The organism is Gammaproteobacteria bacterium, from assembly GCA_013151035.1.
GTDB lineage: Bacteria > Pseudomonadota > Gammaproteobacteria > JAADJB01 > JAADJB01 > JAADJB01.
In genome coordinates, this window is the sequence record JAADJB010000036.1 from 37,671 (window position 1) to 61,447 (window position 23,777).

Sequence of the window (23,777 nt, forward strand, 5' to 3'; positions counted from 1 at the left end):
GTGCGTAATACGCACCCTACGGGATGCGTGTTTAAGAGGACAGACTTGAAGTTGGTGCCATCACTCCCAATGCTATCCAGTTACTGTCAAAGCGATATTCCGTTATAGCCCCCGCCGGATTGTTAATACGATGTACTTGAGGTCTCTCGGTTCGTGCACATTCAACGACATATAACCAATACGATCCTTTTTTTTCACGTGCCATTTTGTATTGTGGAGAACTAACCCCAACACCACGATCACCCCACAACCCATCAATGCCTTTAACTTCAATAAACCGGATATCGCCTGTTTTTGGATCAGTAGATTCAATGTCATAACCTTCATGTTTTGGAGGCATTCGCATTGCCTTACGACCGTTCTTCTCTTCCTGGATACATACATATTTTTCTGCTGCATCACCAATAGCATCACGCTCGGCCTGCCTTTCCTTGGAGTACGAATCAGATGCTTCATCCTCACCCTGCCGAGAATAAACATAAACAGGAATTCGACTCTGATTCTGCCGGTTAATTCTATCTGTGGTATTTCTTGATCGAGATCTATTCCATGATTCTTGTGTACCTGAATTGTTACCTGTTGCATTCGCTTCAGTTCGCCGAGGCGCACTAGACACCCCTCCTGAACTAGCTCGACTCCCCGACTGCCCTTGCCGATGTCCGGCCTCCTTCTGCCCTCCAGCATCGCGATTCGTCTGGCCAGAGTGACCTGTTGCAGATGCCGAACCGCCACCGCCATTATTTCCACCCGCTGATTTCCCTTCTTCACCTATTGCGGTATCCGGCCTCTGATCTGCCTCGCCCGGAGACTCACTATCCTCATTTATCTCTTGCTGGCCAGATCCACTAATTAACCTGCTGACTTCCTTGCCAACATCCGTTGGTAAATGCCATCCCTTCTTGTCCCTTAACTTTTTGAATCGGCCTTCTGTTGTAATTGCGAGAGTGGTTCTCAGATGATCTTCATACTTTTTATAGGCCGCACCCCAGAGTGCCCTTGCTATAACCTCAACAGTATCATCCAGCAGATCTTCTTGTTCTGCACCACTACGAAGATAAAGCAAACGCCGGGAAGGTTCCCAGAATGCATGATGATCACTAACCGTTTTATGAATCAATGAATCAGTAACATCATATCGAATGGCAAGCATATCTGTTTCAGCTTCTACAGATTTTAGTAATTCTTTCAGCACACCTGAATTTATGAGTTCTTGATATTTTTCCTGGGAATCATTGTAGATCATGTAACAAAGAAGCCGTTTGGAATGTTCCGTTAAGAGAACCGGTGATTCAAGTTCTTTAGTTTTACCAGGATTTTCTAAAGATGCTTCGACACCCTCAGACAACAGAGCAACACCAAGCTCGTCGTATAAGGCTCTCAGATTGTTGTGAGTCAGGCTCTCTGGTTTCCAGACAAATGCAAGGTTTTCACTAAACAGATTACGGAGATAATAATCATCAGGTACATAAACTTTGTCTTTGCCGACAAACTCATCATCCTGCGTCCACAGCATGACCTCATCTATAAACACTTTCCACCATGCAGGATAGTCATCCAAGGATTTAGCTTCTGCAAGTAAACGAGGGTAAATCTTGCTTAATGACGCCTCAATTTCTTCAGACCTCAAATTATTTCGCTCTGGCAACTGTAACCATGCTCTGGCCAAATCCTCATTCTGTACTGTTTCACTGATGCTGATTTTGTCCAAAAAGAACCGTCTCAGGCCACTTGCTTCGTAAACAGAGGAGAGCCAGCCATACAGTTCGCCCAGCACCTGGGACGCATCATCCCAGATAACCTCGCTCGAGATATACCAGCGTTTCCCTGATCCAGGGATATATATCAATGCCTCCTTGTGGAAATATTCAGCGTACTCATCTCCATAATCATCAAGGTACTTGTACAATTGCTTAATCAATTTGATATCGACTTCTTGCTGCTTCGATAGCTCACGCAAATAGTCCAGTACAGTTTCAGTTGTAACTTCTGTTTTTATCCCAAGAAGCTCACAAAGTTCAGGCGATATATCGTCCTTGAGATAGGCGAGCCTGCTCCCGAACATTTCATTGATTTGTCTGGTTCTTACAAAAACCTCGCCTGGTCTTTTCAAGCCTTTGCTAGTTCTAATCCATGGAATATTTGTAAGATAGAAATACAAGCCGGAATCTACCTTGCGGGATTTTCCAGAGTAGTAGAACCAGTCAATTTTCCCATGCCTCAAGGGCTCTGATCGATTTTCCAGCATCCCCTCCAGCCAATACAAAAACGCAATACGGTTCTTCTTGTTCTTTCGCTGCCCCACATCAAGAAAGAATGACGGAGTCATCCAGCTTGTTAATTTTGGAATTTCAGAATAGTCCTCATTAAATGCATCAAATATCACAGACACATACTCACTATAGGGACTATCGTTATAGGAATACCTGCTACCAGAGTATTGCCTAAAGTCGGGGTAACGTTGCGCATTAATCACAGACAAGAATTCATCAAGCGGCTCCCGGTTTTCCTCGATCATTTTGAGATACTTGTCTGACAGGACATCTTCATGTCCGTAGTCTTCTTCTGTTTTAAGAATTAATTGCCATCCCTTGTCCTTGTCGAGGGTTCGGGGCACAAGGAGTTCCATGCCTTTCAGCTTATCTGGGCGAACGACCGATCCATTATCGAGCAATACCGGCATCTTCTCACCGATGACCTTCCTGGCTTCTTCCATTATCTCTCGCCAATATTCAATAATGATCTGCACTGAAGCCAGCAAATCCTTTTCATTCATCTGATCGACATGCTCATACAACCAAGGCACAAGCGTATTCCCAACATACGCAGAGAATGAAAAATCAGTTATCTCAAGATTTTCCCTGACCCACGCCAATAACTCCTTGTTTTCTACCAGACGATGGGACAGTTGCTCATCAATAAATGCAATTTCGGGAAAATTTGCAGTGGACAACCTTTTACCCAGCTTCTTGACCAGCCCATGACCTGTCGGGAAATAGACCTGATGCTGACTGATTGAAACTCGCTTGCCGTCCTGAATCGGGGCAATTGATAGTTTCTTTAAATCCTTTCCAAATCCCTTTACTGATTCGCGCAGAAAATTATAGAGGTCGTAGAACCAGTCACAATTTCTGGTAGATAGCCACTGTTCATCTAAAAGGCACTGTTTAAGGTCATTGGTATTAAAGCTTTTGACCCCAATCGACTTTAAGCGCCTGGCATGTTTCTCCAGCCCCACATCAACAAAATTGAAATCATTGAAGGCAACCGATCTGGAATCACCGCCAAAGAGCTTTCTAGCTTCCTTTGATGCCAGTCGTGACTTAGAAGGTGAAATCAAATTGCCGTTATCTGCAAGAACGATATCCATGGTGGAAAGACGAGTTGTTACTTCCTTGCAAACTGGCGTGAAGTACTCTTTCAGAGACTTAACTTCGTCTGTGAGGGGAATAAAGCCGTATAAGGATTTGCGATGTTCCTGACTCTTCGATACCGCCTCTAATCCCTGAACAACAAGATCAGATAGCGCATCACGTAGCCAGATGTTCCATGCACGACCAGACTGAATGGATTCCCGGTTCGCCGTAAGAATAAAATCGGCGTTGATCAGGAACGGAAAGCCACTGTCCACTTCGGTTGGCAAAAACGCATAAATAGTTCCCGTGTGACTGTTCTTATCCAAAGGGAATGCAACCGTGATTTCTCGATCTATAACATCCCTACGTTTTTCTTCTTTTATATCATCCGGCACAACAACCGTATCTGTATGCAACCAATACCGGTTAATTACCGCTTCTTTGTCTTTTTGCTGTATCAGCAAGTCAATGATGGGTGCATGGGTCTTGTCCCGGACAAGATCGATCGCCGTTGCCTCACTCCTTATATCAACTGACAACCCCTCCAGCTTCGATAGAAACAGAATGGTTTCGGGTTTAATCCGCTTAAGTTCAGTAACAATATCCGTCTTCTTACCTGGCTTTAAGGGAAGCAGTATGGCCGTATTGGCCTTATCTTCTCTAACGATGCTGGGTCTGCTGTCAAGCCAATAGGGTACAATATAGGAAAGCTCAATATCCGAATCTTTTTCCTTGAACTGGAAACAAAAACCGTTTGAATAAATATGGGGCGCGGCGGACACAATGAAAACGGACTTAAAACCGATGCCCTTCTCACCAATATATCCCTGTATTTTTTCTTTGGTCGATTCGCCAATCTGGCAGATGCTTTCTACATGTTTTTTCTCAAACCCAGCCTCATTGTTGAACACACACAGGCAACCATCGCTGTCAGGAGTATGGGTTGGATCTTCATCCAGCACGACAAAGCGTAAATCGGGTGGTTTATTCTGGTACTCGTTATCCTCTGCGTTTTGAATGAGCTCCAGAATGAAATGGACCTCTTTTTCATAAAGGCCGGTGGATAATTGCTCAATGGCATTTTTGTAGCCACGAGAGATAAAGGCAAAATCCTCGGCCTGGGTGCCATTATCCTTGATACCGTATTGATGACGGATATTTGCAATGACATGCTGTGCTGTTTCCATCACTTTATCCATCAGTAAGTTCTTTTCCTTTCATATTGGACAAGGCTGTTATTTCATTGTAACAAAATAACATGTTAGACTCCTAGTAATACCCACATGGGCAAGGAGCCTAATCGGGATGAGAGATTATTGTTGCCGCATAGCGGTTTCATTCAACAAGGAGGTTAAAATGAAAGATAAAATATCATCCAGCATTCTATTGATACGCAACCAACGAGTTATGCTCGATTTTGTATTGGCTTCACTTTATGGTGTGGAAACAAAAGCATTGAATAGAGCGGTAAAAAGAAATATAGAAAGATTTCCTGAAGACTTCATGTTTATTCTTACGAAACAAGAGCTTAACAACTTGAAGTACCAATTTGGCACCTCAAGTTCATGGGGTGGTCGCCGTTCCTTTCCTTATGCTTTTACAGAACATGGTGTTGCTATGTTGTCAGGAATTTTGAATAGCGAGTTAGCCATTAAAGTAAATATAGATATTATTCGCATATTTATTCGTTACAGACATATTTCCTCTATTGAAGGAATCGAAAAAAGATTAAATGAATTAGAGAAAAAATATGATGCTGATTTTGAATTTATTTTTAATGCAGTACGTCAGTTGGTAAGTGAACCCAAAAAAGAGAAGAAATCTATTGGATTTATTTGGGACAAAAAATAAATCTATTTTGAAACAACCTTCCTATGGAATAGAAACGCTGACCTTGTAACCGGCGCGTACAGGTACATCACCCGCCTTAATCTCCATAGTCACCCTGTAATAAGGGTCTTTTAATACATCAGGCACCACTTCAAACTGTATCACCCTCGCCTTCAATGACTGTTTTTTCAGCATAACATCAAGTGTTTGATCAAGACGCAGACCATCCAGCACGTCTCCGCGCACGGGTATCTCGATCCACATCCGTTCTGCATTCACTAACTGTATCAGTGTCCGAGGCTGTTCAAGGTGACTCACAACCTCGCCTGCCCTTGCCTGCACTTCTGTAATCAGACCCTTCATCGGCGCCCTGATAACAGCATATTTCAATGTCTGTCTGGCCTGCACACAATCACTATTAACGCGCTGATAACGTGCCTCTGCTGCTAACTTGTCGATAAGGGCTAGCTGGAGTTTACGTTCAGATAACAAGGTCTGCTCATACATCTCCTGAGCACGCACATATTCCCGCTGAACTTCCTTACGCAATTCAGTCTGTGCCACAATGCCCGCTTCACAGGCCACCACCCTGGCGTTAAATGTAGCAAGATCCAGCGTTAGCAATGCCTGCCCCTGTTTTACCAACTGCCCCTTACGCACATTAACCTGTTGGATAACACCTGAGACCGGGGTCGTTAAATCAATAACCGGGGTCAATCGAGTGTAGCCCGTATATTCAACCGCCTGTACCGATCCCTGCCATAATAAAACAAGTCCGATCAGGAAAACAATATTACGTCGCATTAACCACCACCCTTTGTCATTCTATTCTGGAAAGAAAAACCCTCAATTACAGGCATATACTTCTTGTCTCCGGTATACCAGGCCAACCGCGCCCAGGTCAGGGCCTGTTGATAGCGATTCAGCGCCAGCTTCATCCTCACTTCAGCCAGACGAATCATGGAGTCACCAAGGTCTGCCTGCACCTCCATCTCATACAACGAGCGATTCTTATCCAGATCAAGATCACGAAAATCCTGCTCAATTATCAATGCACGACTTTGTGCCGACAGGGTATTTAATTGCTGCCACAGACTCAATAATGCTGCTCGAACCTTCATTATCCCGTTTTTTTTCTCTGCCTGTAAACGGGAAACACTCGCATGTGCCGCAACCAGGCGGGCATCCTGCCCCCTCTTCATCAAGGGCACATTCATCACCAACCCTGCCGTCCATTTCTTGTCATAGGCTACCAGACCGGCATATTTATTTGCCGTCAATTCCAGATCAAGACGCGGGTTACTACTCCGTCGGATAGCACGCAACTGCGCCTGCATCGCCTCCAGTTTATAATCAATCGCCAATAATCCAGGATTACTTTGCGATGCCTCATAATACAATTCATCCAGTTGTGGCGGTCGTTGTGCAAAAAAACCAAAACCGGGGTCGCGTAAAGAAGCCGCCAGGCTGTTCGGACGTCCCATTGCCTCCGCCAGTGCAACACGGGTATTCTTCTGTTGTGCTTGGGCAATGACGCGTTGCAACATCGCCTGTTGATAAATGGATTCCTTTTCAAGCAGAACAATATCACTGATCTGCCCCATTCGATGTGCCTCCTGAGCTCGTTCATAACGCACATAGGCAACTGCCATTACCTCATCCAGGGTACGAAAATTCATATCCGCCAACAGAATATCGGTGTATTGCGTTATTAATTGTATCAGATGCCCCTGATAGACAAGATGGTATTGTTGCTCCTCACCCTTCACCAGAAGATCAGAACGTTCCCTTTGCGCCTGACTATAACCAAAATCATAGAGCCTACGCTCGGCAATCAGGGATAGCTTTGAATTATCATACTCAGCACCCGTTGTTGAATAGATAGACGCATAGCGCGGCCATTCACCATAACCTTCCAGATAGATATCCCAATCCTGCTCAGAATCCACCTGTGTGCCTAGTGCCTGGGCAACGGCTATATCACTCTGCGCCAGTGCCAACACCGGATGACTACCCCGCACCTGCTGTAATACATAGGCCAGGGTTAACGGTTCAGGCAAGGCATCATCCGCCGCTTGCACCGATACACAAAGGCTAAGCAGTGATAAAAGAATTAGTAAAATAACTCTGTTAACCCATTGCTGTCCCGTTAACTCAAGAGACAGGGATTGCGCTTCTCTATCAGAGACCCTTGCCCGCATGGACGCGGGCGTGGAGCCTACAGGGATGTATTCACGGCGTGTCTCGGGTAGAGAAGCGCAATTCATGTCTCGAACTTACCCAGCATATTTTTTTCTATCAATATCATCTAGCAAGACTTAACGCCGACGCTGCCGTTTATAAACCACAAAAGGCATCTCCTTATAAGCCCCACTCACCACATATTCACCCAACCACATAAATTCTTCAACCCCGGATGTAGCACCGGTAAACCTTACCACCCGCTTACCCTGTAAATCATAGATCTGTATCACCGGTGTCGCCCGTACACGATTCTGACGTTGAGCAAAGTCCTGCTGTGTCATTTCCTTGCCAGAAAAATCCGTAATATCCAGACCACCCTCAATATCCACTATAAAGCTCAGAAAGTGTTTTTTAAAATATTGCTGAACCTGTAGCTGATTTAACACTGTCTCCTTCATACGATGACAAAAGGGACAGTCCTTCATTTCAAAAAACAACAAGATTCCTTTTTTACCTTCTTCCCTGGCACGCACTAATTCCTCAGAATAATCACCAAAGCTGGTGTCAAAGAAGGCATCATAACCCGCAGCCTCCGCAGAACCCACGCGCATAAATAATAACAGGCTACACGCCCACAATATTTTCCAATATTGAGTCACACAATTCTCCATTCACACAAATAACAGCAAGAGACAGGTGGTTTGTCTGCGTCTATCAGAGACCTTTGCCCGCATGGACGCGAGCATCGAACCTACACGGATGTATTTACGATGTGTCTCCGATAGACGCAGGCGACCCACCCGTCTCGAATTAAACCATCACTTCTTAGTCTTACGCTGAATAAATTTCTCCAACGCCTCAGCCGTAATAGGCCCCACCTGCCGAGCAACCACATGACCCTCCGGAGAAACCATATATGTTGTTGGCAAGCCCGGTACCGGCCCCAACTCAGACAGATATTCAGAACCCTCACCAATTAGCACCGGATAGGAAATCATACTATCATCAACAAACTCACGCAGCGAATTAACATCAATATCTTCAAGATCCACCCCCAAAACCACCGCCAGATCATCTTTATGTTCATCATGGAACTGGATCAACTCCGGTATCTCTTCCTTACAAGGTGGGCACCAGGTTGCCCAGTAATTCACGATGACCCATTTTCCCCGATAATCAGAGAGCGAGACAGCCTTACCATTCACATCCTGTAGGGTAAATTCCTCAGCAGCCGATAGAGCCATGCTCCATAAGGCAAATATGACAACAAATATATACTTCTTCATTCACAAACCCCTGTTAATAGACAATGACTTTCCGCTACAATAAAAGACTCCAGGAAGCTTGAAAGGTTTCCCTCGACCTCAAAACAGGATTTATTATGGTCACCATCTCGCAACAGGATTTCATTGCCAGCATTCGTGATGCCCTGCGCTACATCGCCTACTATCACTCAGTCGATTTCATTCAGGCCATGCATCAGGCCTACGAGAAAGAAGAATCAATTGCAGCCAAGGATGCCATTGCCCAAATCCTGATTAATTCCCGCATGTGTGCCGAGGGTCAACGTCCCATCTGTCAAGACACCGGTATCATCAATATCTTCCTCAAGGTGGGTATGAATATACACTGGAATACCCGTAATAGTATAGAAGAAATGGTCAACCAGGCGGTTCACGATGTCTATACCGACAAGGATCATCCGCTACGCGCATCCATCGTCAATGACCCGGATGGTGCCCGCAACAATACCGGCGATAATACCCCTGCCGTTATTCACACCGAATTAGTACCCGGTGATCATATTGATATTACCGTCGCCGCCAAGGGCGGTGGATCAGAAAATAAGGCCCGTTTTGCAGTATTAAATCCGCGCGATGATGTCGTCTCCTGGGTACTGGAACAGGTCTCCGACATGGGGGCTGGATGGTGTCCGCCAGGAATATTAGGCATTGGTATTGGTGGTACCGCTGAAAAGGCCCTGTTAATGGCCAAGGAATCCCTGATGCAACCCATAGATATCCAGGCACTGCGTCAACGCGGTGCCAATAACCGTGCCGAAGAACTACGCCTGGAGATCTATGACAAAGTCAATGCACTCGGTATCGGTGCCCAGGGACTCGGTGGACTGACCACGGTACTGGATGTCAAGGTGATGGATTATCCCACTCATGCCGCTTCCAAACCGATTGCCATCATCCCCAATTGTGCCGCCAGCCGACACATTCATTTTCGACTCGATGGCACCGGCCCGGTAAACCTATCACCTCCCGTATTATCCGACTGGCCCGAGATCAGCCGGACGGGAGAAACCCCATCGACTCGAATAGACCTGAATACTATAGATAAGCAACAGATCAGCCAATGGCAGGCCGGTGACTGCCTACTGGTTAGCGGCAAGATACTGACCGCAAGAGATGCTGCACACAAACGTATTGTTGATCTATTAACAAAGGGAGAAGCACTCCCCAAAGGTCTTAACTTCAATAATCGCTTTGTCTATTACGTCGGCCCAGTTAACCCGGCTGCCGGTGAGGTTATCGGCCCCGCCGGACCCACAACCGCCTCCCGCATGGATGAATTCACCGAGCCCATGCTCAACACCGGACTATTAGGCATGATCGGCAAGGCAGAACGCGGTGATGCCACCATAGAGAGCATCAAACAACACCAATCCGTTTATCTAATCGCCACCGGCGGAGCCGCCTATCTAATATCCAAGGCCATCAAGGGAATGCGCATTGTAGCATTCCCCGAATTAGGCATGGAAGCGGTTTATGAATTCGAGGTTGAGGATATGCCCGTCACCGTGGCTGTTGATAGCCAGGGGCATTCCATCCACAAGAGCGGGCCACAGGAATGGCGCGTGCGGATTGCAGATATACCCCGCTAGGGTGCGTACACGGTGCTACGATGATGGGGCTAATCGAACAAAAGCATTGCGAGAACAAAAACACAAAAAACCCCACTCAAACGAGCAGGGTTTTTCACATTTCATTGGTGCGCAGTGCGCACCCTACACAAACTCATTTACTTCACATGCAAGGTTCCACTCAGATAATCATCATCAGATGACTCGGTATCACCCAGTGTCCAGGCTCCGCGGGTCTTGGCATGCTCAACCGCAGCATTCACATCATCAGAGGAAGGATTCATGTTGACTGAAAGATCCTGTCCTGGATAAATCAGATCAGCATCCTTGATCTTATCGCTGTTTGCCTTATAAATCAGCGGCCACTGATAAGGATTACCGTAGATACCGGACTGACCGGAGATACTCCACAGACTATCACCACTGTTCACCGTGTACTGAGCTGTCTTGTTATTCAATTCTGCATTCAGACGACTCAGAACATCATAAGCAGACTTACCCTGTGCGCCGGCAATATCCTTATTGGCTTGTCCGTAAGCGCCCTGTTGATTGGTGCTCATATCGACACCATTCAGACCTGAACTTAGCATTTTAGCCTTTTCCAGATAATACTGGTTAACGGCATCTTCAGCTTGCTTACGCGCTTTACTCGCTAGTTTGATCGCCTTGGCGTCATCGCCACCTTTCGCGGCAGCCTCGGCCTTTTTCAGGAATTTTTCGGTATCACGCCAGATCCAGTCCAGATCTTTGGCTTGTTTAATTGCCGCCTTAGCCGCTGCAATCGCCCGGGATGACATCATACTCTGCTTAGGATCATGCATTGCCTTTTTATCAGCGTGCTTATCATCATGTTTAGCCTTATGCGTTGGCGTAGACTTATGTGCGGCAGCATGATGCGCATCCATAGAATGTGCGGTCTTAACCATTGGTTGCTCACCATGGGTGGCAAGATGACAGCCTGTCGTTACACTGGCAACAAGGATTGTTGTAGCAATCAGTTTAAATGGAAGCTTAACGCTCATACGGTTGGTCTCCAAGATTTGAATTAGTTTATTTTTTCTTACCAGTTATAGCATTCTGAATAACGTCATCTAAACAATTTTTTGTTCAGAAATCGCATATAGATACCATCACTTTGGCTCACTATAACCTTAATGGGCGATATGTCAATCCAGATCAACTGAATTTACAAACTTACTTCCCGACTCCCGCGCCTGTTGCATTGCCTCAACAGCTCTTTTTTGAGCTAATTCAGCACTTTCCCTGGCTGCACGATAGGATCCCATCTCCAGTTTTTGTTGTGCTCTTTCTAAAAACACCTGTGCCTGACGCATGGATTCCTGCGCATAGGTCTCAGCACCGATCTGTCGCGCCCTCTCAATGGCCTGCCGCGCATCACTCATCTGCTGCACCGGTGCCGCCGCACAGGAAAACAGAAAAAAAGCGAGCATAAGAGTAATCAATCCACGATTCATGGGGCTTAAGCTAGCATTCTTAACCTTATAAGTCGAGGGTTTGCCCAATTAAGATGTTGTGATATTACCTTGGTGCGTAGTACGCACCCTACCCTGGCGTGGTATCATTTGATTATGAATCCAGAGCAAGACCTTAATATACTCATCCTTTTTTACAGTCATCATGGTTCTACCGAAAAAATGGCGCGTCGCATTGCCCGTGGCATCGATTCGGTTAACGGCACCCAGGCTGTATTACGCACCGTACCCAATATCTCCACCCACTGTGAAAGCACAGCCGACAGCATACCCGCACAAGGGGCACCTTATGCGGGTCTTGACGACCTAAGAGATTGTTCAGCCCTCGCACTGGGTAGCCCGACCTATTTTGCCGGTATGGCAGCCCCACTCAAACATTTTATTGATTCAACCGGCGGTCTATGGATGGAACGCACATTAATGGGTAAACCCGCTGCGGTATTTACTTCAACCGGCAGTATGCACGGCGGACATGAATCCACCCTGTTAGCGATGATGCTGCCGCTATTACATCATGGCATGTTAATGATGGGGCTACCCTACAGTGAAACTGAATTACTGGAAACCACATCCGGTGGCACACCCTATGGCCCCAGCCATACTGCGGATGCCGAGAATAAGGCCCCTCTAACAGATGCTGAAAAGGTATTGTGCCAGGCTATCGGCAAGCGACTCGCCGAGACCACGCTTGAACTGCATCGAGGCCGACAATGAGCGCAATCCGCGTCTGGCAGTCATTATGTCTGCTTGGTTATGCCGGAGTCTTTATCCTGCTCATTAGCTGGTATACCTTACTGGCACCCTCTAACGCGTTACCCACTGCCCTCATCCTGTTGCTCCTGGTAGGCCCCTTGTTATTCCCGCTACGCGGTCTATTGCATGGTCGTCGATATACCTATGCCTGGAGCCTGTTCCTGTCATTACTGTATTTTACCCATGGTGCAGTCGAGGCCTATAGTAATACCGAGGCTCAACTATATGGCTTACTGGAGGTTATCTTTAGTGTGATCTGGTTTATTGCCGGGGTATTGTATGTGCGCGCCGCCCGCCGTGAGGAACAGCAAGGAAATAGATGATCAACGCGTAGGTTGGGTTAGCGATTTATCGCGTAACCCAACAAACCAGGCAAAATCCGCTCCACCTGAGCCAACAATATATCCCGTTCCTGCAACGTATAAGGCTCACGCTCAGGCCGCCCCCAAACCACGTCCGGCCAGCAGAAATCACCCTCATGACGGCCAATAATATGGATATGAAGCTGGCTCACCACGTTACCAATCATTCCGATATTCATTTTTTCCACCCCATCCAGTCCCTTGATCATCCTGGAAATAGCGTTTACCTCATCCATTAAAGTTGTCCGCAGTGGCGGAGACAGATCGACAAACTCAGTTTCTGTAACTTCTGGAACCAGAATAAACCAGGGTAGTAGTGCATTATCCATGAGTAACAGCCAGCCCGATGCGGTCTTGCCAATAACAATACAGTCTTGTTGCAAACGTTCATCCAACTGAAAATCATTCATGTCTCAGGCTTCTCCCAGGGATCTCGGTTAATCAATACATCACGCACAAAGGGCAAGGTTAAGCGCCGCTGTTCCACCATAGAAGCATGATCCAGCGCATCCAGAAAACCAAACAATGCCCGTAGGTCGCGCGCATGATGCCTGAGCAAATAACGTCCTGCATCCTCGGCTAATTCCAGACCACGTTGTTGTGCGCGTAGCGTCAGGGCAGCGAGACGATCTTCATCATCCATACGATTAAGCCCGTAAACCAGCCCCCAGGATAATCTTGATGTTAGATCGGCCAGTTGCAAACCCAATGCATCCGGCGCCTTCGATGCCGCAACCACTAACAAGGCTGAACGCTCCAGCAAACGATTATAAAGATGAAATACCGCCTCTTCCCATTCCGGATCACCGACAATTAATTGTAGATCATCGAGACACAACAAATCGGCCTCATCATAGCCCTGCAATATTCCAGGAGAGCAACCCTTGAGTTGTTGTAGTGAGAGATAGTTTGCATTCTGACCCTGTTGCCGCGCCGCCACACAACTCGCCTGTAACAGATGCGATTTACCCTGCCCCGTCCCTCCCCACAAGTAGAGCGACTCTTTACCATCACCCACACTTATTTTTTTTAATTGAGACAATAATTCACTATTTGATCCCGCATAAAAATTATCAAAACGCGCATAATCCGGGATTGCTATCGCCAGAGGTAATTGAGTATTGATTGTCATCCGGATTCCGAGGAATCATAAACGGCACTCTGTAGATAATGTCGTTTTATCGAGCGCAACAAGACCAGAATAACCGCAGCCACCGGCAAGGCGAGTAAGATACCCATAAAACCCAATAATTCACCTCCGGCCATAATCGAAAAGATCACCACAACCGGATGCAGCCCCACACGATCACCGACAAAATACGGGGTCAACACGACCATCTCAATAATCTGAGCCAGCCCAAAAATAGCCAATACCTGTATCACTGGCAGCATTGTTTCATACTGCATATAAGCGGCTATTCCTGCAAATACCACCCCGACCAGCAAGCCCAGATAAGGCACAAAACTCACCACCCCGGAAACCACAGCTAATAATAAAAAGGAATCCAGACCGATCCAGTACAAGCCGAGCGCATAGAGCATGGTTAACACCAACATAACCAATAACTGCCCCCGCATGAAGGCACCTAATACGCCATGAGATTCCATAACCAGACTGGAAATCAAGGCCTCTTTATCCCTTGGCAACAGACCATGAACCCGGTTAATCAATACATCCCAATCCCTGAGTAGATAAAAACTCACCACCGGCACCAACAACATATTCACCATCCAGGCAATCAGGTGTGCACCCGACTGTGTGACTTGCTGTATTAATTGCAGCATCACATCACCCGCCTGTTGCCAGTGTTGTTGTATCGATGCCAATACATCAATCTGTGCAATCTCATTAATCACCTGTTCACCCAGATAAGGTCTGAGTAGCGGGATAACTTGTCCCTGCAACCAGGCAATATGATCGGGAACCTGCGCTAATTGACGACCCAGCAATGGCAATAAAATCAATAACGAAAACAATAAGAGAATCAACACCACAACAAAGATAATAATCACCGCAAGCGTACGCGAGGCCCCGCTTGATTCAATCCAGCTCACCACCGGGTCTGCAATATAGGCCAACAATGCGGCTAATAAAAAAGGCGCTAATACAGGTGATAATAATTTGAACAGCACCAGGCTCAAGGCAAACAGCATCAGCCAGAACCAACGTTGTGAATCATTTATCATGGAAATCTCCCACTACCCGCCTTGTTATTCCAGGCACGCCAACCCCAGATCCAGATATATTCACTGCCACTTAATGCCGTTGTTGCAAAAACAGCATAAATCAATTCTTGCACCCAATCTAACGCGATGGGAAAAATACTGTTACCTGCCAGAACAGCCAACACCAACACAATCTGTAACAGGGTATTAATTTTGCTAAGAATGGTCGGTTCTGCCTCAATCCTGGCAATAAAGTGATAATACAATGTTGCGCCCAGCAGGATAATAAGATCACGGGCAATAATGACCAGCACCAGCCAGACCGGAACCCTGGATATTTCAGCCAGCGCAAGATAGGAGGTCACCAGCAAAAGTTTATCCGCCAACGGGTCCAATATGGCACCCAGGCGGCTTACCCAGGCAAAACGTTTGGCCAGAAAACCATCCAGCGCATCCGAAACACCCGCTAGCAAAAAAAGGACAAAGGCCAACAGATAATGTTGTTGCAGGATAGCCCAGGCCACTGGCACTACCAGCACGATACGCAACAGCGTAATCAGATTAGGGATATCACGTGCCCTCATGGTCGTAAACGATACCAGAGTGCTTCCTGTCCACTCACCACATCCAGCAGGGTGCCTAAGGCAATCTCTTCCTCTAATGAATTAATCCCCTCCTGCAATATCAAAATCAGTTCCAGACGATCACCGATCAATGCATTAATCTGCACATCCTGAACCGACTGTAGACCGGTTAGATACTGGATAACACGGGCATAGTTGGCCACCTGATTGATGCCTTCAATACGCATACGAACAGACATATCCGTTATTTCGCCAGCCACCGACAAGGTCTGTTGACGCATACGGGTAACCAACTCATCAATCACCTGTTCCAGCACCGGCAGCAATGCTCCCTTGCCACCCTCCATAGTAGAATAATCGTCCTCAATCTGCATCGACCAGGGCCCACCAACCCAGTCATTATCCAGACGATTTTTATAAATTCTACCGGCAAGGATTACAGTATCGGCATAGCGTGCTGATGCCGTCTTCAGATAATCAAAAAAACCACCCCAGACATCCATAAACTGAATATCTTTTTGTTCCTGCAGGTCATATAAGGGAAACAACAAGGAAATACCGCGTGATTGAGCAATACGATCCATTAATTCCCGTACCTCTCGATGCGTATTATTAGCAATCAGATAACGCGCATCACCCTCATCAACTGCCATCCATACCAGGATATTTGCCCGTGCACCGGACCATAGGGGTAATTGTGCCTCCTGCAAGACTCGGCTTATTGCCTGCACATCAAAGACCATCAAAATTTGCAGGACTTCATCACCACCCTGATCAGCCAGAGCAGAATGGTACTGATATTGCTGAATAAATCGTTCGGGTTTACGCAACATATCCCGTACCGCTGGATATTGACCCGGCTCACGCACCCCCATAAGACGCACAATAACCTCTTGCAAACCACGACGCATACTGGTGCCTCGCGTGGCCTCACTACGATCCGCTATCTCATAGCTCACCTTACTGTAGTCCGCAGCAAGCGCAGATTCAGCCGAGCCAAAGACAATGACTAGTAACAACAGCAACAAGCTGCCCGATGCTTTAAATATATGCCTCATAAATTATTTTCTTTTACGCCTTTCCGATTCACGTTAAAATAACGCACACGAATTAATTATAACGAAGTAGAGACCTTTTCACGAATTGGATTTATCTTTCGTTATCTCACTCAGCAACAGGGCATTCAATGAACGATCAATCAAGCAGTCATAATCCAGATTCTCTCAGTTACAAGGATGCCGGAGTGGATATCGAGGCAGGTAATGCCCTGATTGAGCGCATTAAACCGGCTGTTGCCCGCACTCAACGCCCCGGACAACTGGGTGGATTGGGTGGTTTTGGTGCCCTGTTTGAGATCCCGCTGGATCGTTATAAGGCCCCGGTACTGGTATCCGGCACCGATGGTGTCGGCACCAAACTAAAACTCGCTATGGATATGGGCAAACATGACACCATTGGTATTGATCTGGTTGCCATGTGCGTCAATGACATCCTGGTACAGGGTGCAGAACCCCTATTCTTCCTCGATTACTATGCCAGTGGCCAACTGGATCTTGATGTTGCCACCGATGTGATCAATGGTATCGCCCAAGGCTGCGAAATCTCAGGTGCTGCCCTGGTCGGTGGCGAAACCGCCGAGATGCCAGGCATGTATAACGCGGGGGACTATGACCTCGCCGGATTCTGTGTCGGCATCGTCGAAAAAACCAACATCATCGATGGCAGTGCGGTAAAGGATGGCGATGTACTGATCGGACTTGCCTCCTCCGGTCCACACTCCAATGGTTATTCCCTGATCCGCAAGGTCATTGAGGTGACACAGGCCGACCTCCAGCAGGATCTGGCTGGCAGTCCACTAGGTGAACAACTGCTGGCACCGACCCGCATCTACGTTAAATCCTTGCTCGCCCTGTTCAACGATATCAAGGTTCATGCGCTATCACATATCACCGGTGGTGGTCTGCTGGAAAATATCCCACGTGTACTACCCACCGGTCTCAGAGCAAATATCAAGGCGGATTCATGGACAATACCCGCCATATTTCAGTGGCTACAACAACAGGGCAACATCGAACAAAGCGAGATGTACCGCACCTTTAATTGCGGTGTCGGCATGGTGATCTGTGTTGCTGCCGAGGATGCTGATCATACTATCCAACATCTCAATGCCGCAGGAGAACAGGCCTGGCAGATGGGTCATGTTGAAAGCGGTGAGACCAGTGAAGTCATCATTGCCTGAGATCAATACAACAATATTACCGATAGTGATACTGATCTCAGGTCGAGGCAGTAACCTGCATGCCATCATGGATCATATCGAACAGCAACAGCTACCGGTAAAGATCCGTGCCGTTATCAGCGACCGCGCCAATGCGCCCGGTCTGCAACGCCCACAACAGGCCGGGATACCCGTTCACATCCTTGGATACCAGCACGACAATCGTGAACAGTATGATCAGGCACTGATTGAATTGATCGACCAGTCCAATCCCGATATTATCTGTCTGGCCGGTTTCATGCGTATCCTGAGCCCGTTATTTGTACGCCACTACCACGGTCGACTGATCAATATCCACCCATCCCTGTTACCGAATCTCAAAGGTTTGCATACCCATCAACGCGCATTGGATGCCGGCTATAGTGAACATGGTGCCAGCGTGCATTATGTCAATGAAGAACTGGATGGCGGCCCCATTATTATGCAGGCGACTGTACCCGTCTATGCCAATGACAAGGAAGACACCCTCGCCAGCCGGGTGCTACAACAAGAGCATCAACTGTATGCCAGGGTTCTGCGGATGATTGCCGATGGTCAGATCCATTATCAAGCGGATGGTGTCTACTATAACGGGAAAAGGCTACTGTCAGCTTTAAAGCTAAATAACCACCATCCTATTCACTCAAGAGACAGGGATAACGCCTCTTTAACAGAGACCGTCAGCCGCATGGACGCGGCTGTCGAGCCACCAGGGATGGTTTCACTGCGTGTCTCTGATAAAGAGGAGTAATTCGTGTCTCGAACTTACCAGACATATTTTTTTACAAAGATAATCAACATTAAGTTAATCACACAACTAATTGTTATAACTGTACTTTTATTAAAACAAACTATTGTATTAGCAGGCGAAGATGGCATAATATCCATCCCCTCCTTCAAGGCCACCTACAGCGCCAGCATGGCCTCAGTCAGTGTTGGAGAAGCCAGCGTCAGTTATCAATACAACCCTCAAACACAGGATTACTATTACCAGCGAGAGGCCTGGCCAACCGGCCTCGCCGCCCTGTTTATCGCCACCCGGATCAAAGAGACTAGCAGCGGAAGTATTATTGATAACCGCGCCAGACCGGTAGAATATCACTATGAACGCAGCAATAAACCGGACAAAAACCGTAGCATCCATTTTGATTATCAAGCCACTGCAATTAAAGTCACAGACAGTAAAATCGACCAGCCCATCAGCGTTGATAGTGGCACAACGGATAGCCTGGTGATGACCTTGAATATGATGTTTGATCTCGAGGCAGGAGATAGGGAACTTAGCTACACCTTTATCAAACGTGGCAAGATCAAGACCTACACCTTCAACGTCGAAGGCAAGGAACAGATCAAGACCCAGAATCATACCTATGAAACCGTGCGCGTGCGCCGTATTCGAGAAAACAGCAAACGCAGCACGACATTATGGTGTGCCCCTGAACTGCATTACCTGCCGGTAAAGATTGAAGAACGTTCCGAGGATGGTGGCATTGAGCGTTTTTTGCTGAAGACGGTTAGTATTGAAGGATCATAATCCAGGATAGGAAAAACACCTGCCTTTTACAATTAACGAAAGAGTTATTGTCAAATCTGGTGTTTCGGAGAATTGAATCAAACGGCGACCTGATTACCTTCTGTTACTTCAATGCCGTCTTTAAATGGCACTCCGGTAATGACCTTGGCCAGATGATTAAATCCACGTAATCGGCGCCATTTTTTCTCGGCGCACATCCCCAGCTTAAACATCATGTGCAGCATACCATCACGGGTTAAACATCCCTTTGAACGCTTAGTGCGATGACGAATAGTACCAAAGGTCGATTCAATTGGATTACTAGTTCGAATACTCTGTCTTTGGATATTTGGCTTCATACATTGTCACAAAAAGGTCGAAATATTTTTCCGCATCAGCCTTCGTCTCCGCTTGCCAGATAATGTAACAGGCTTTCCCATTTTGGGAAGTAACTCTTTGATTTAAGCTTTCTTACGTCTGGCAAATCCAGCTAAACCAATTAAACCACTGCCAAATAACCAGACTGCTGCTGGCACGGGTACAGCGTTGACTACACTTAAACGCAATACATCAGTTGTACCGATTTCATCAATCAGGTAATCCAGTTGCCAGCCCAAACCTTCACCCAATATTGCAAGTGTCAGTAAATCAAATTCGCCGATGAAATTGTCAGCAGTGAAAATATCAAAGCTATCACCTAAACCTGCATTAAATAAGCCATCACCCAGATCATACCACTGCACATCCAGCTCACCACCAAGGGTAGCGGTACCGCTAACATTAAATACATCGTATTCACTACCTGGAGTTAAACCCGCCAATTCAAACATCAGGGTACTCCAGTCGTCCTGGATATAATCACCAATAATATTCATCGTACCCGGAGAATTACCGGGGCCAATTAAACCGCCATAGGTATTAAACAGATCGGCATTGATCGTACCCGAACCAGTCAACGTACCGTTGTTAAAAATACGCACACTGCCCGCGTTAATATTGCCATCGACATTGAGGTTACCGCCATTGAATGCTTGAACAATTGCATTTTCAATGACCGCGCCGCTCTGCACGTCAATGGTTGAGCCTGCATCGGCAGCTTCAACAAAACCGCCGCTCAGAGTTGCGCCAGTCTCAACAGTGACCGTGCCATTATCAGTAACACGGGTGATGGCGTTATACATAGTCGCGCCACTTTCCAGAGTCACCTTGCCATTATTACTGGCCATAACACTGCCGCCATTATTAGTAGTGCCGCCTAGCAGGAGCTCAGCACCAATGCCAGTTGCCGTTATCTGACTTAACGCATCCAACGTTGTTTGGCCACGTAGTGCTACAGGCGCTTCGGAGGTTACCGCCAAAAAACTATTACTAAGGGAGACATTACCCGCCGATGTCAATGAGCCAAAAGTCAGTATGCCACCGTCGATAATAGAGAGTGTATTGCCGGTATTAACTAAAACCTGCCCAGCAACATTGACCACACCGCCATTACTAATACTAAGGAGGTTGCCTGAATTACCAGCCTGTCCGATAGCAAGGCTGGAATTGGACCAGGTTGAACCTAATCCATCCACGCTAACGTTGTTATTGTCTGCGCCTGACTGGTAACCAATGATGCCTTTCGTATTCGAGACACTACCGCCATTCGTAATTGCCAATGAATTGCTAGCACCAGAATAGCCAACAGTGAGGTTTAAACTGTTTACCCAGGTCGAACCTGCTCCATCCACGCTAACGTTGTTAGTGTCTGCGCCTGTATTGTAACCAATGTAACCATAACTATTCGAGACGCTACCGCCAGTCGTAATTGCCAATGAATTGCTAGCACCAGAATCGCCCACAGTGAGGTTTATGCTGTTTGCCCAAGTCGAACCTGCTCCATCCACGCTAACGTTGTTATTGACTGCGCCTGCATTGTAACCAATGTAACCATAACTATTCGAGACACTACCGCCAGTCGTAATTGCCAATGAATTGCTAGCACCAGAATCGCCCACAGTGAGGTATGAACTGTTGGCCCAAGTCGAACCTGCTCCATCCACGCTAACGTTGTTATTGACTGCGCTTATCCCGATACCAATGTAACCATGACTATTCGAGACACTACCGCCATTCGTAATTATCAATGAATTACTCGCACCAAAATCGCCCACATAGAGGCCTGAACTGTTTGCCCAAGTCGAACCTGCTCCATCCACGCTAACGTTGTTATTGACTGCGCCTGGAAAGCGACCAATGTAACCATCACGATTAGAGACACTACCGCCATTCGTAATTGCCAATGAATTGCTAGCACCAGAATTGCCAACAGTGAGGCTTGAACTGTTTACCCAGGTCGAACCTGCTCCATCCACGCTAACGTTGTTATTGTCTGAAGCAATGTAACCATCACGATTAGAGACACTACCGCCATTCGTAATTGCCAATGAATTGCTAGCACCAGAATTGCCAACAAAGAGGTCTGAACTGTTTGCCCAAGTCGAACCTGCTCCATCCACGCTAACGTTGTTATTGTCAGAGCCTGTAAAGCGACCAATGTAACCATCATCATTCGAGACACTACCGCCATTCGTAATTGCCAATGAATTGCTAGCACCAGAATTGCCAACAAAGAGGTCTAAACTGTTTGCCCAAGTCGAACCTGCTCCATCCACGCTAACGTTGTTATTGACTGCGCCTGCATTGTAACCAATGTAACCACGACTATTAGAGACACTACCGCCAGTCGTAATTGCCAATGAATTGCTAGCACCAAAATAGCCCACATAGAAGCGTGAACTGTTTACCCAAGCCGAACCTGCTCCATCCACGCTAACGTTGTTATTGACTGCGCCTGCATTGTAACCAATGTAACCATCACGATTAGAGACACTACCGCCAGTCGTAATTGCCAATGAATTGCTAGCACCAGAACGGCCAACAGTGAGGTTTATACTGTTTGCCCAAGTCGAACCGGCTCCATCCACGCTAACGTTGTTATTGTCAGAGCCTGTTAAGCGACCAATGTAACCATCATCATTCGAGACACTACCGCCATTCGTAATTGCCAATGAATTGCTAGCACCCAAAAAGCCAACAGTGAGGTCTAAACTATTTACCCAGGTCGAACCGGCTCCATCCACGCTAACGTTATTATTGTCAGAGACTGTAAAGCGACCAATGTAACCATAACTATTCGAGACACTACCGCCATTCGTAATTGCCAATGAATTAGCTGCACCTTCATAGCCCACAGTGAAATCTAAGGTATTTATCCAGTTCGCGTATGTTCCATTCACAGTGGCACTGTTATCATCTGAAAGGTAACCAATGTAGCCATTGCTACTGCCTAGCGTACCGTCAAGGATGGTTAGCTCGCCATTACCAGTATGGCCTATAAAAGCGTCGCCGCTAAGTAGATAAGAATATCTATTCAGGTCAAAAATGACCGAGGCATCCCTTATGATAAGGCTTGTACTAAATGTATTACGGTCAAAATTAACCGTGTATTGCCTTGGAGAACTTGTACGAGTAAAAATGACACTGTCGGTAGCGGTAGCGGTAACGAGGCCACTCCAGCAGACTACATCGCTAAACGTTCTGTCGCAGTACACTAGAGCAGGTGGGACAAAAATAGCGGCGTCTGGATCATAGATACGATTTGCCGCCATCAGTGACAGAGGGGATAGCACCAAGATAGCCAGTGTCAGGGATTTGTTAAGTGTTAGAGTGCGGTTTTTACTATGTTTTTTCATCATGTTTTTCCAGTGCATAATGCAATCGGCTCAATTGACGGTATTTTTTACACTTTAAATTAATTTACTTACTTCTTACAAGTATTATGCATTATCTATGCCTATATATTTATGCACATAATAAACAGATACTTAAAATATGAATCCTTCGAACGACTGATAAACACAGTGTAGAATCATGACTATTGATGGTATTTTTTACACTTTAAATTAATTTACTTACTTCTTAAAAGTATTCATCCAGTCCTACATGGAGTTCTGCAACACTCTGGTAATCATTGAGATAGATGTTTTCATACTTCACACTACGCCATAGCCGTTCGACGAACACATTGTCCAGTGCCCGTCCACGACCATCCATACTGATAAGAATTTGGCGTTCCAGCAGATGCTGTGTATAAGCATCGGTGGTGAACTGGCTACCTTGATCCGTGTTAAAAACACTCAGCTCCCCTTGCTCCAGAGCCGCTTGTAACGCGCTAACGCAAAACAGATGATCCATGGTGTTAGATAACGCCCAGGAAAGCACATAACGACTGTACCAATCGATGACGGCTACAAGATACATGAACCCAGTAGGCAGTGGAAGTAGAGTAAGAAGCAGGACGTAGTCGCACTATTTCCCTGCTTCTCCTCCCCGAACCGTACGTGCACCTTTCAGCGCATACGGCTCTCC

The 23,777-nt window shown here is 46.7% G+C and carries 21 protein-coding genes and 1 pseudogene; 7 read left to right on the plus strand and 15 right to left on the minus strand.

Going from position 1 to position 23,777, the window contains the following annotated elements; all coding sequences use genetic code 11:
• Positions 1-31: 31 nt before the first annotated feature.
• Positions 32-4,552 carry a DUF3883 domain-containing protein gene (locus GXP22_08240; GenBank protein NOX09458.1) on the minus strand — a complete coding sequence of 1,507 codons (4,521 nt, stop codon included), beginning with the start codon at positions 4,550-4,552 and terminating at the stop codon, positions 32-34.
• Positions 4,553-4,709: 157 nt separating this feature from the next.
• Between GXP22_08240 and GXP22_08245 the strand changes: the two genes are divergently transcribed.
• Positions 4,710-5,204 (plus strand): ORF6N domain-containing protein, encoded by a 495-nt coding sequence (locus GXP22_08245; protein NOX09459.1) that lies wholly within the window; start codon positions 4,710-4,712, stop codon positions 5,202-5,204.
• A gap of 21 nt (positions 5,205-5,225) precedes the next feature.
• Here the strand turns inward: GXP22_08245 and GXP22_08250 are convergent, their stop codons facing one another.
• The 4 genes from GXP22_08250 to GXP22_08265 form a co-directional block, all read right to left on the minus strand.
• A complete protein-coding gene (locus tag GXP22_08250; GenBank protein ID NOX09460.1) occupies positions 5,226-5,987 on the minus strand; it encodes an efflux RND transporter periplasmic adaptor subunit in 762 nt (253 codons plus the stop codon).
• Entirely contained in the window at positions 5,987-7,450 is a 1,464-nt protein-coding gene (locus tag GXP22_08255) for a TolC family protein (protein ID NOX09461.1), read from the minus strand. The genes GXP22_08250 and GXP22_08255 overlap by 1 nt, the downstream gene beginning before the upstream one ends.
• 51 nt (positions 7,451-7,501) lie before the next feature.
• On the minus strand, positions 7,502-8,038 hold the full coding sequence (locus GXP22_08260; protein ID NOX09462.1) for a thioredoxin fold domain-containing protein: 537 nt from the start codon (positions 8,036-8,038) through the stop codon (positions 7,502-7,504).
• A 147-nt stretch (positions 8,039-8,185) separates the two neighbouring features.
• Positions 8,186-8,653, minus strand: a complete 468-nt coding sequence (locus tag GXP22_08265) for a TlpA family protein disulfide reductase (GenBank protein ID NOX09463.1) — start codon at positions 8,651-8,653, stop codon at positions 8,186-8,188.
• 95 nt (positions 8,654-8,748) lie between these two features.
• Here GXP22_08265 and GXP22_08270 point away from each other — a divergent pair, with 95 nt between their 5' ends.
• On the plus strand, positions 8,749-10,260 hold the full coding sequence (locus tag GXP22_08270) for a fumarate hydratase (protein NOX09464.1): 1,512 nt from the start codon (positions 8,749-8,751) through the stop codon (positions 10,258-10,260).
• Between the two features lie 137 nt (positions 10,261-10,397).
• On the opposite strand, the gene GXP22_08275 is transcribed toward GXP22_08270, so the two are convergent.
• Together GXP22_08275 and GXP22_08280 are read right to left on the minus strand one after the other, a co-directional pair.
• Positions 10,398-10,829: a LysM peptidoglycan-binding domain-containing protein gene (locus GXP22_08275; protein NOX09465.1), complete on the minus strand. Its 432-nt coding sequence runs from the start codon at positions 10,827-10,829 to the stop codon at positions 10,398-10,400.
• Positions 10,830-11,405: 576 nt separating this feature from the next.
• Positions 11,406-11,714 (minus strand): DUF4398 domain-containing protein, encoded by a 309-nt coding sequence (locus GXP22_08280; GenBank protein ID NOX09466.1) that lies wholly within the window; start codon positions 11,712-11,714, stop codon positions 11,406-11,408.
• 114 nt (positions 11,715-11,828) lie between these two features.
• Here GXP22_08280 and wrbA point away from each other — a divergent pair, with 114 nt between their 5' ends.
• Both wrbA and GXP22_08290 read left to right on the plus strand, forming a co-directional pair.
• The gene (gene wrbA, locus GXP22_08285) at positions 11,829-12,446 is read left to right on the plus strand and encodes an NAD(P)H:quinone oxidoreductase (protein NOX09467.1); all 618 of its coding nucleotides are present in this window, start codon (positions 11,829-11,831) and stop codon (positions 12,444-12,446) included.
• The gene (locus GXP22_08290) at positions 12,443-12,808 is read left to right on the plus strand and encodes a DUF2069 domain-containing protein (protein ID NOX09468.1); all 366 of its coding nucleotides are present in this window, start codon (positions 12,443-12,445) and stop codon (positions 12,806-12,808) included. The genes wrbA and GXP22_08290 overlap by 4 nt, the downstream gene beginning before the upstream one ends.
• Before the next feature lie 17 nt (positions 12,809-12,825).
• Here GXP22_08290 and GXP22_08295 read toward each other — a convergent pair whose 3' ends face one another.
• Genes GXP22_08295 through GXP22_08315 form a run of 5 tightly spaced genes read right to left on the minus strand, consistent with a single transcriptional unit; the run spans position 12,826 to position 16,655 of the window.
• Positions 12,826-13,257: an HIT family protein gene (locus GXP22_08295; GenBank protein NOX09469.1), complete on the minus strand. Its 432-nt coding sequence runs from the start codon at positions 13,255-13,257 to the stop codon at positions 12,826-12,828.
• Positions 13,254-13,979, minus strand: a complete 726-nt coding sequence (hda, locus tag GXP22_08300) for a DnaA regulatory inactivator Hda (GenBank protein ID NOX09470.1) — start codon at positions 13,977-13,979, stop codon at positions 13,254-13,256. The genes GXP22_08295 and hda overlap by 4 nt, the downstream gene beginning before the upstream one ends.
• Positions 13,976-15,031: an AI-2E family transporter gene (locus tag GXP22_08305; GenBank protein NOX09471.1), complete on the minus strand. Its 1,056-nt coding sequence runs from the start codon at positions 15,029-15,031 to the stop codon at positions 13,976-13,978. The genes hda and GXP22_08305 overlap by 4 nt, the downstream gene beginning before the upstream one ends.
• Positions 15,031-15,597 (minus strand): CDP-alcohol phosphatidyltransferase family protein, encoded by a 567-nt coding sequence (locus GXP22_08310; GenBank protein ID NOX09472.1) that lies wholly within the window; start codon positions 15,595-15,597, stop codon positions 15,031-15,033. Before GXP22_08310 ends, GXP22_08305 begins: the two co-directional genes overlap by 1 nt.
• A complete protein-coding gene (locus GXP22_08315) occupies positions 15,594-16,655 on the minus strand; it encodes a DUF2066 domain-containing protein (protein NOX09473.1) in 1,062 nt (353 codons plus the stop codon). Before GXP22_08315 ends, GXP22_08310 begins: the two co-directional genes overlap by 4 nt.
• Before the next feature lie 128 nt (positions 16,656-16,783).
• Between GXP22_08315 and purM the strand changes: the two genes are divergently transcribed.
• From purM to GXP22_08330, 3 genes are read left to right on the plus strand one after another with little or no spacing between them, the layout of a single operon-like run.
• Positions 16,784-17,836 (plus strand): phosphoribosylformylglycinamidine cyclo-ligase, encoded by a 1,053-nt coding sequence (purM, locus tag GXP22_08320; GenBank protein ID NOX09474.1) that lies wholly within the window; start codon positions 16,784-16,786, stop codon positions 17,834-17,836.
• A complete protein-coding gene (locus GXP22_08325; protein NOX09475.1) occupies positions 17,796-18,605 on the plus strand; it encodes a phosphoribosylglycinamide formyltransferase in 810 nt (269 codons plus the stop codon). Before purM ends, GXP22_08325 begins: the two co-directional genes overlap by 41 nt.
• Before the next feature lie 3 nt (positions 18,606-18,608).
• The gene (locus tag GXP22_08330) at positions 18,609-19,388 is read left to right on the plus strand and encodes a DUF3108 domain-containing protein (protein NOX09476.1); all 780 of its coding nucleotides are present in this window, start codon (positions 18,609-18,611) and stop codon (positions 19,386-19,388) included.
• A 77-nt stretch (positions 19,389-19,465) separates the two neighbouring features.
• Here the strand turns inward: GXP22_08330 and GXP22_08335 are convergent.
• From GXP22_08335 to GXP22_08345, 3 genes and pseudogenes are all read right to left on the minus strand, one after another.
• Positions 19,466-19,802, minus strand: a pseudogene (locus GXP22_08335) (IS256 family transposase).
• A 26-nt stretch (positions 19,803-19,828) separates the two neighbouring features.
• A complete protein-coding gene (locus GXP22_08340; GenBank protein NOX09477.1) occupies positions 19,829-23,104 on the minus strand; it encodes a VPLPA-CTERM sorting domain-containing protein in 3,276 nt (1,091 codons plus the stop codon).
• A 223-nt stretch (positions 23,105-23,327) separates the two neighbouring features.
• Complete coding sequence (locus tag GXP22_08345) at positions 23,328-23,669, minus strand: DDE-type integrase/transposase/recombinase (GenBank protein NOX09478.1); 342 nt, start codon at positions 23,667-23,669, stop codon at positions 23,328-23,330.
• Positions 23,670-23,777: the final 108 nt, after the last annotated feature.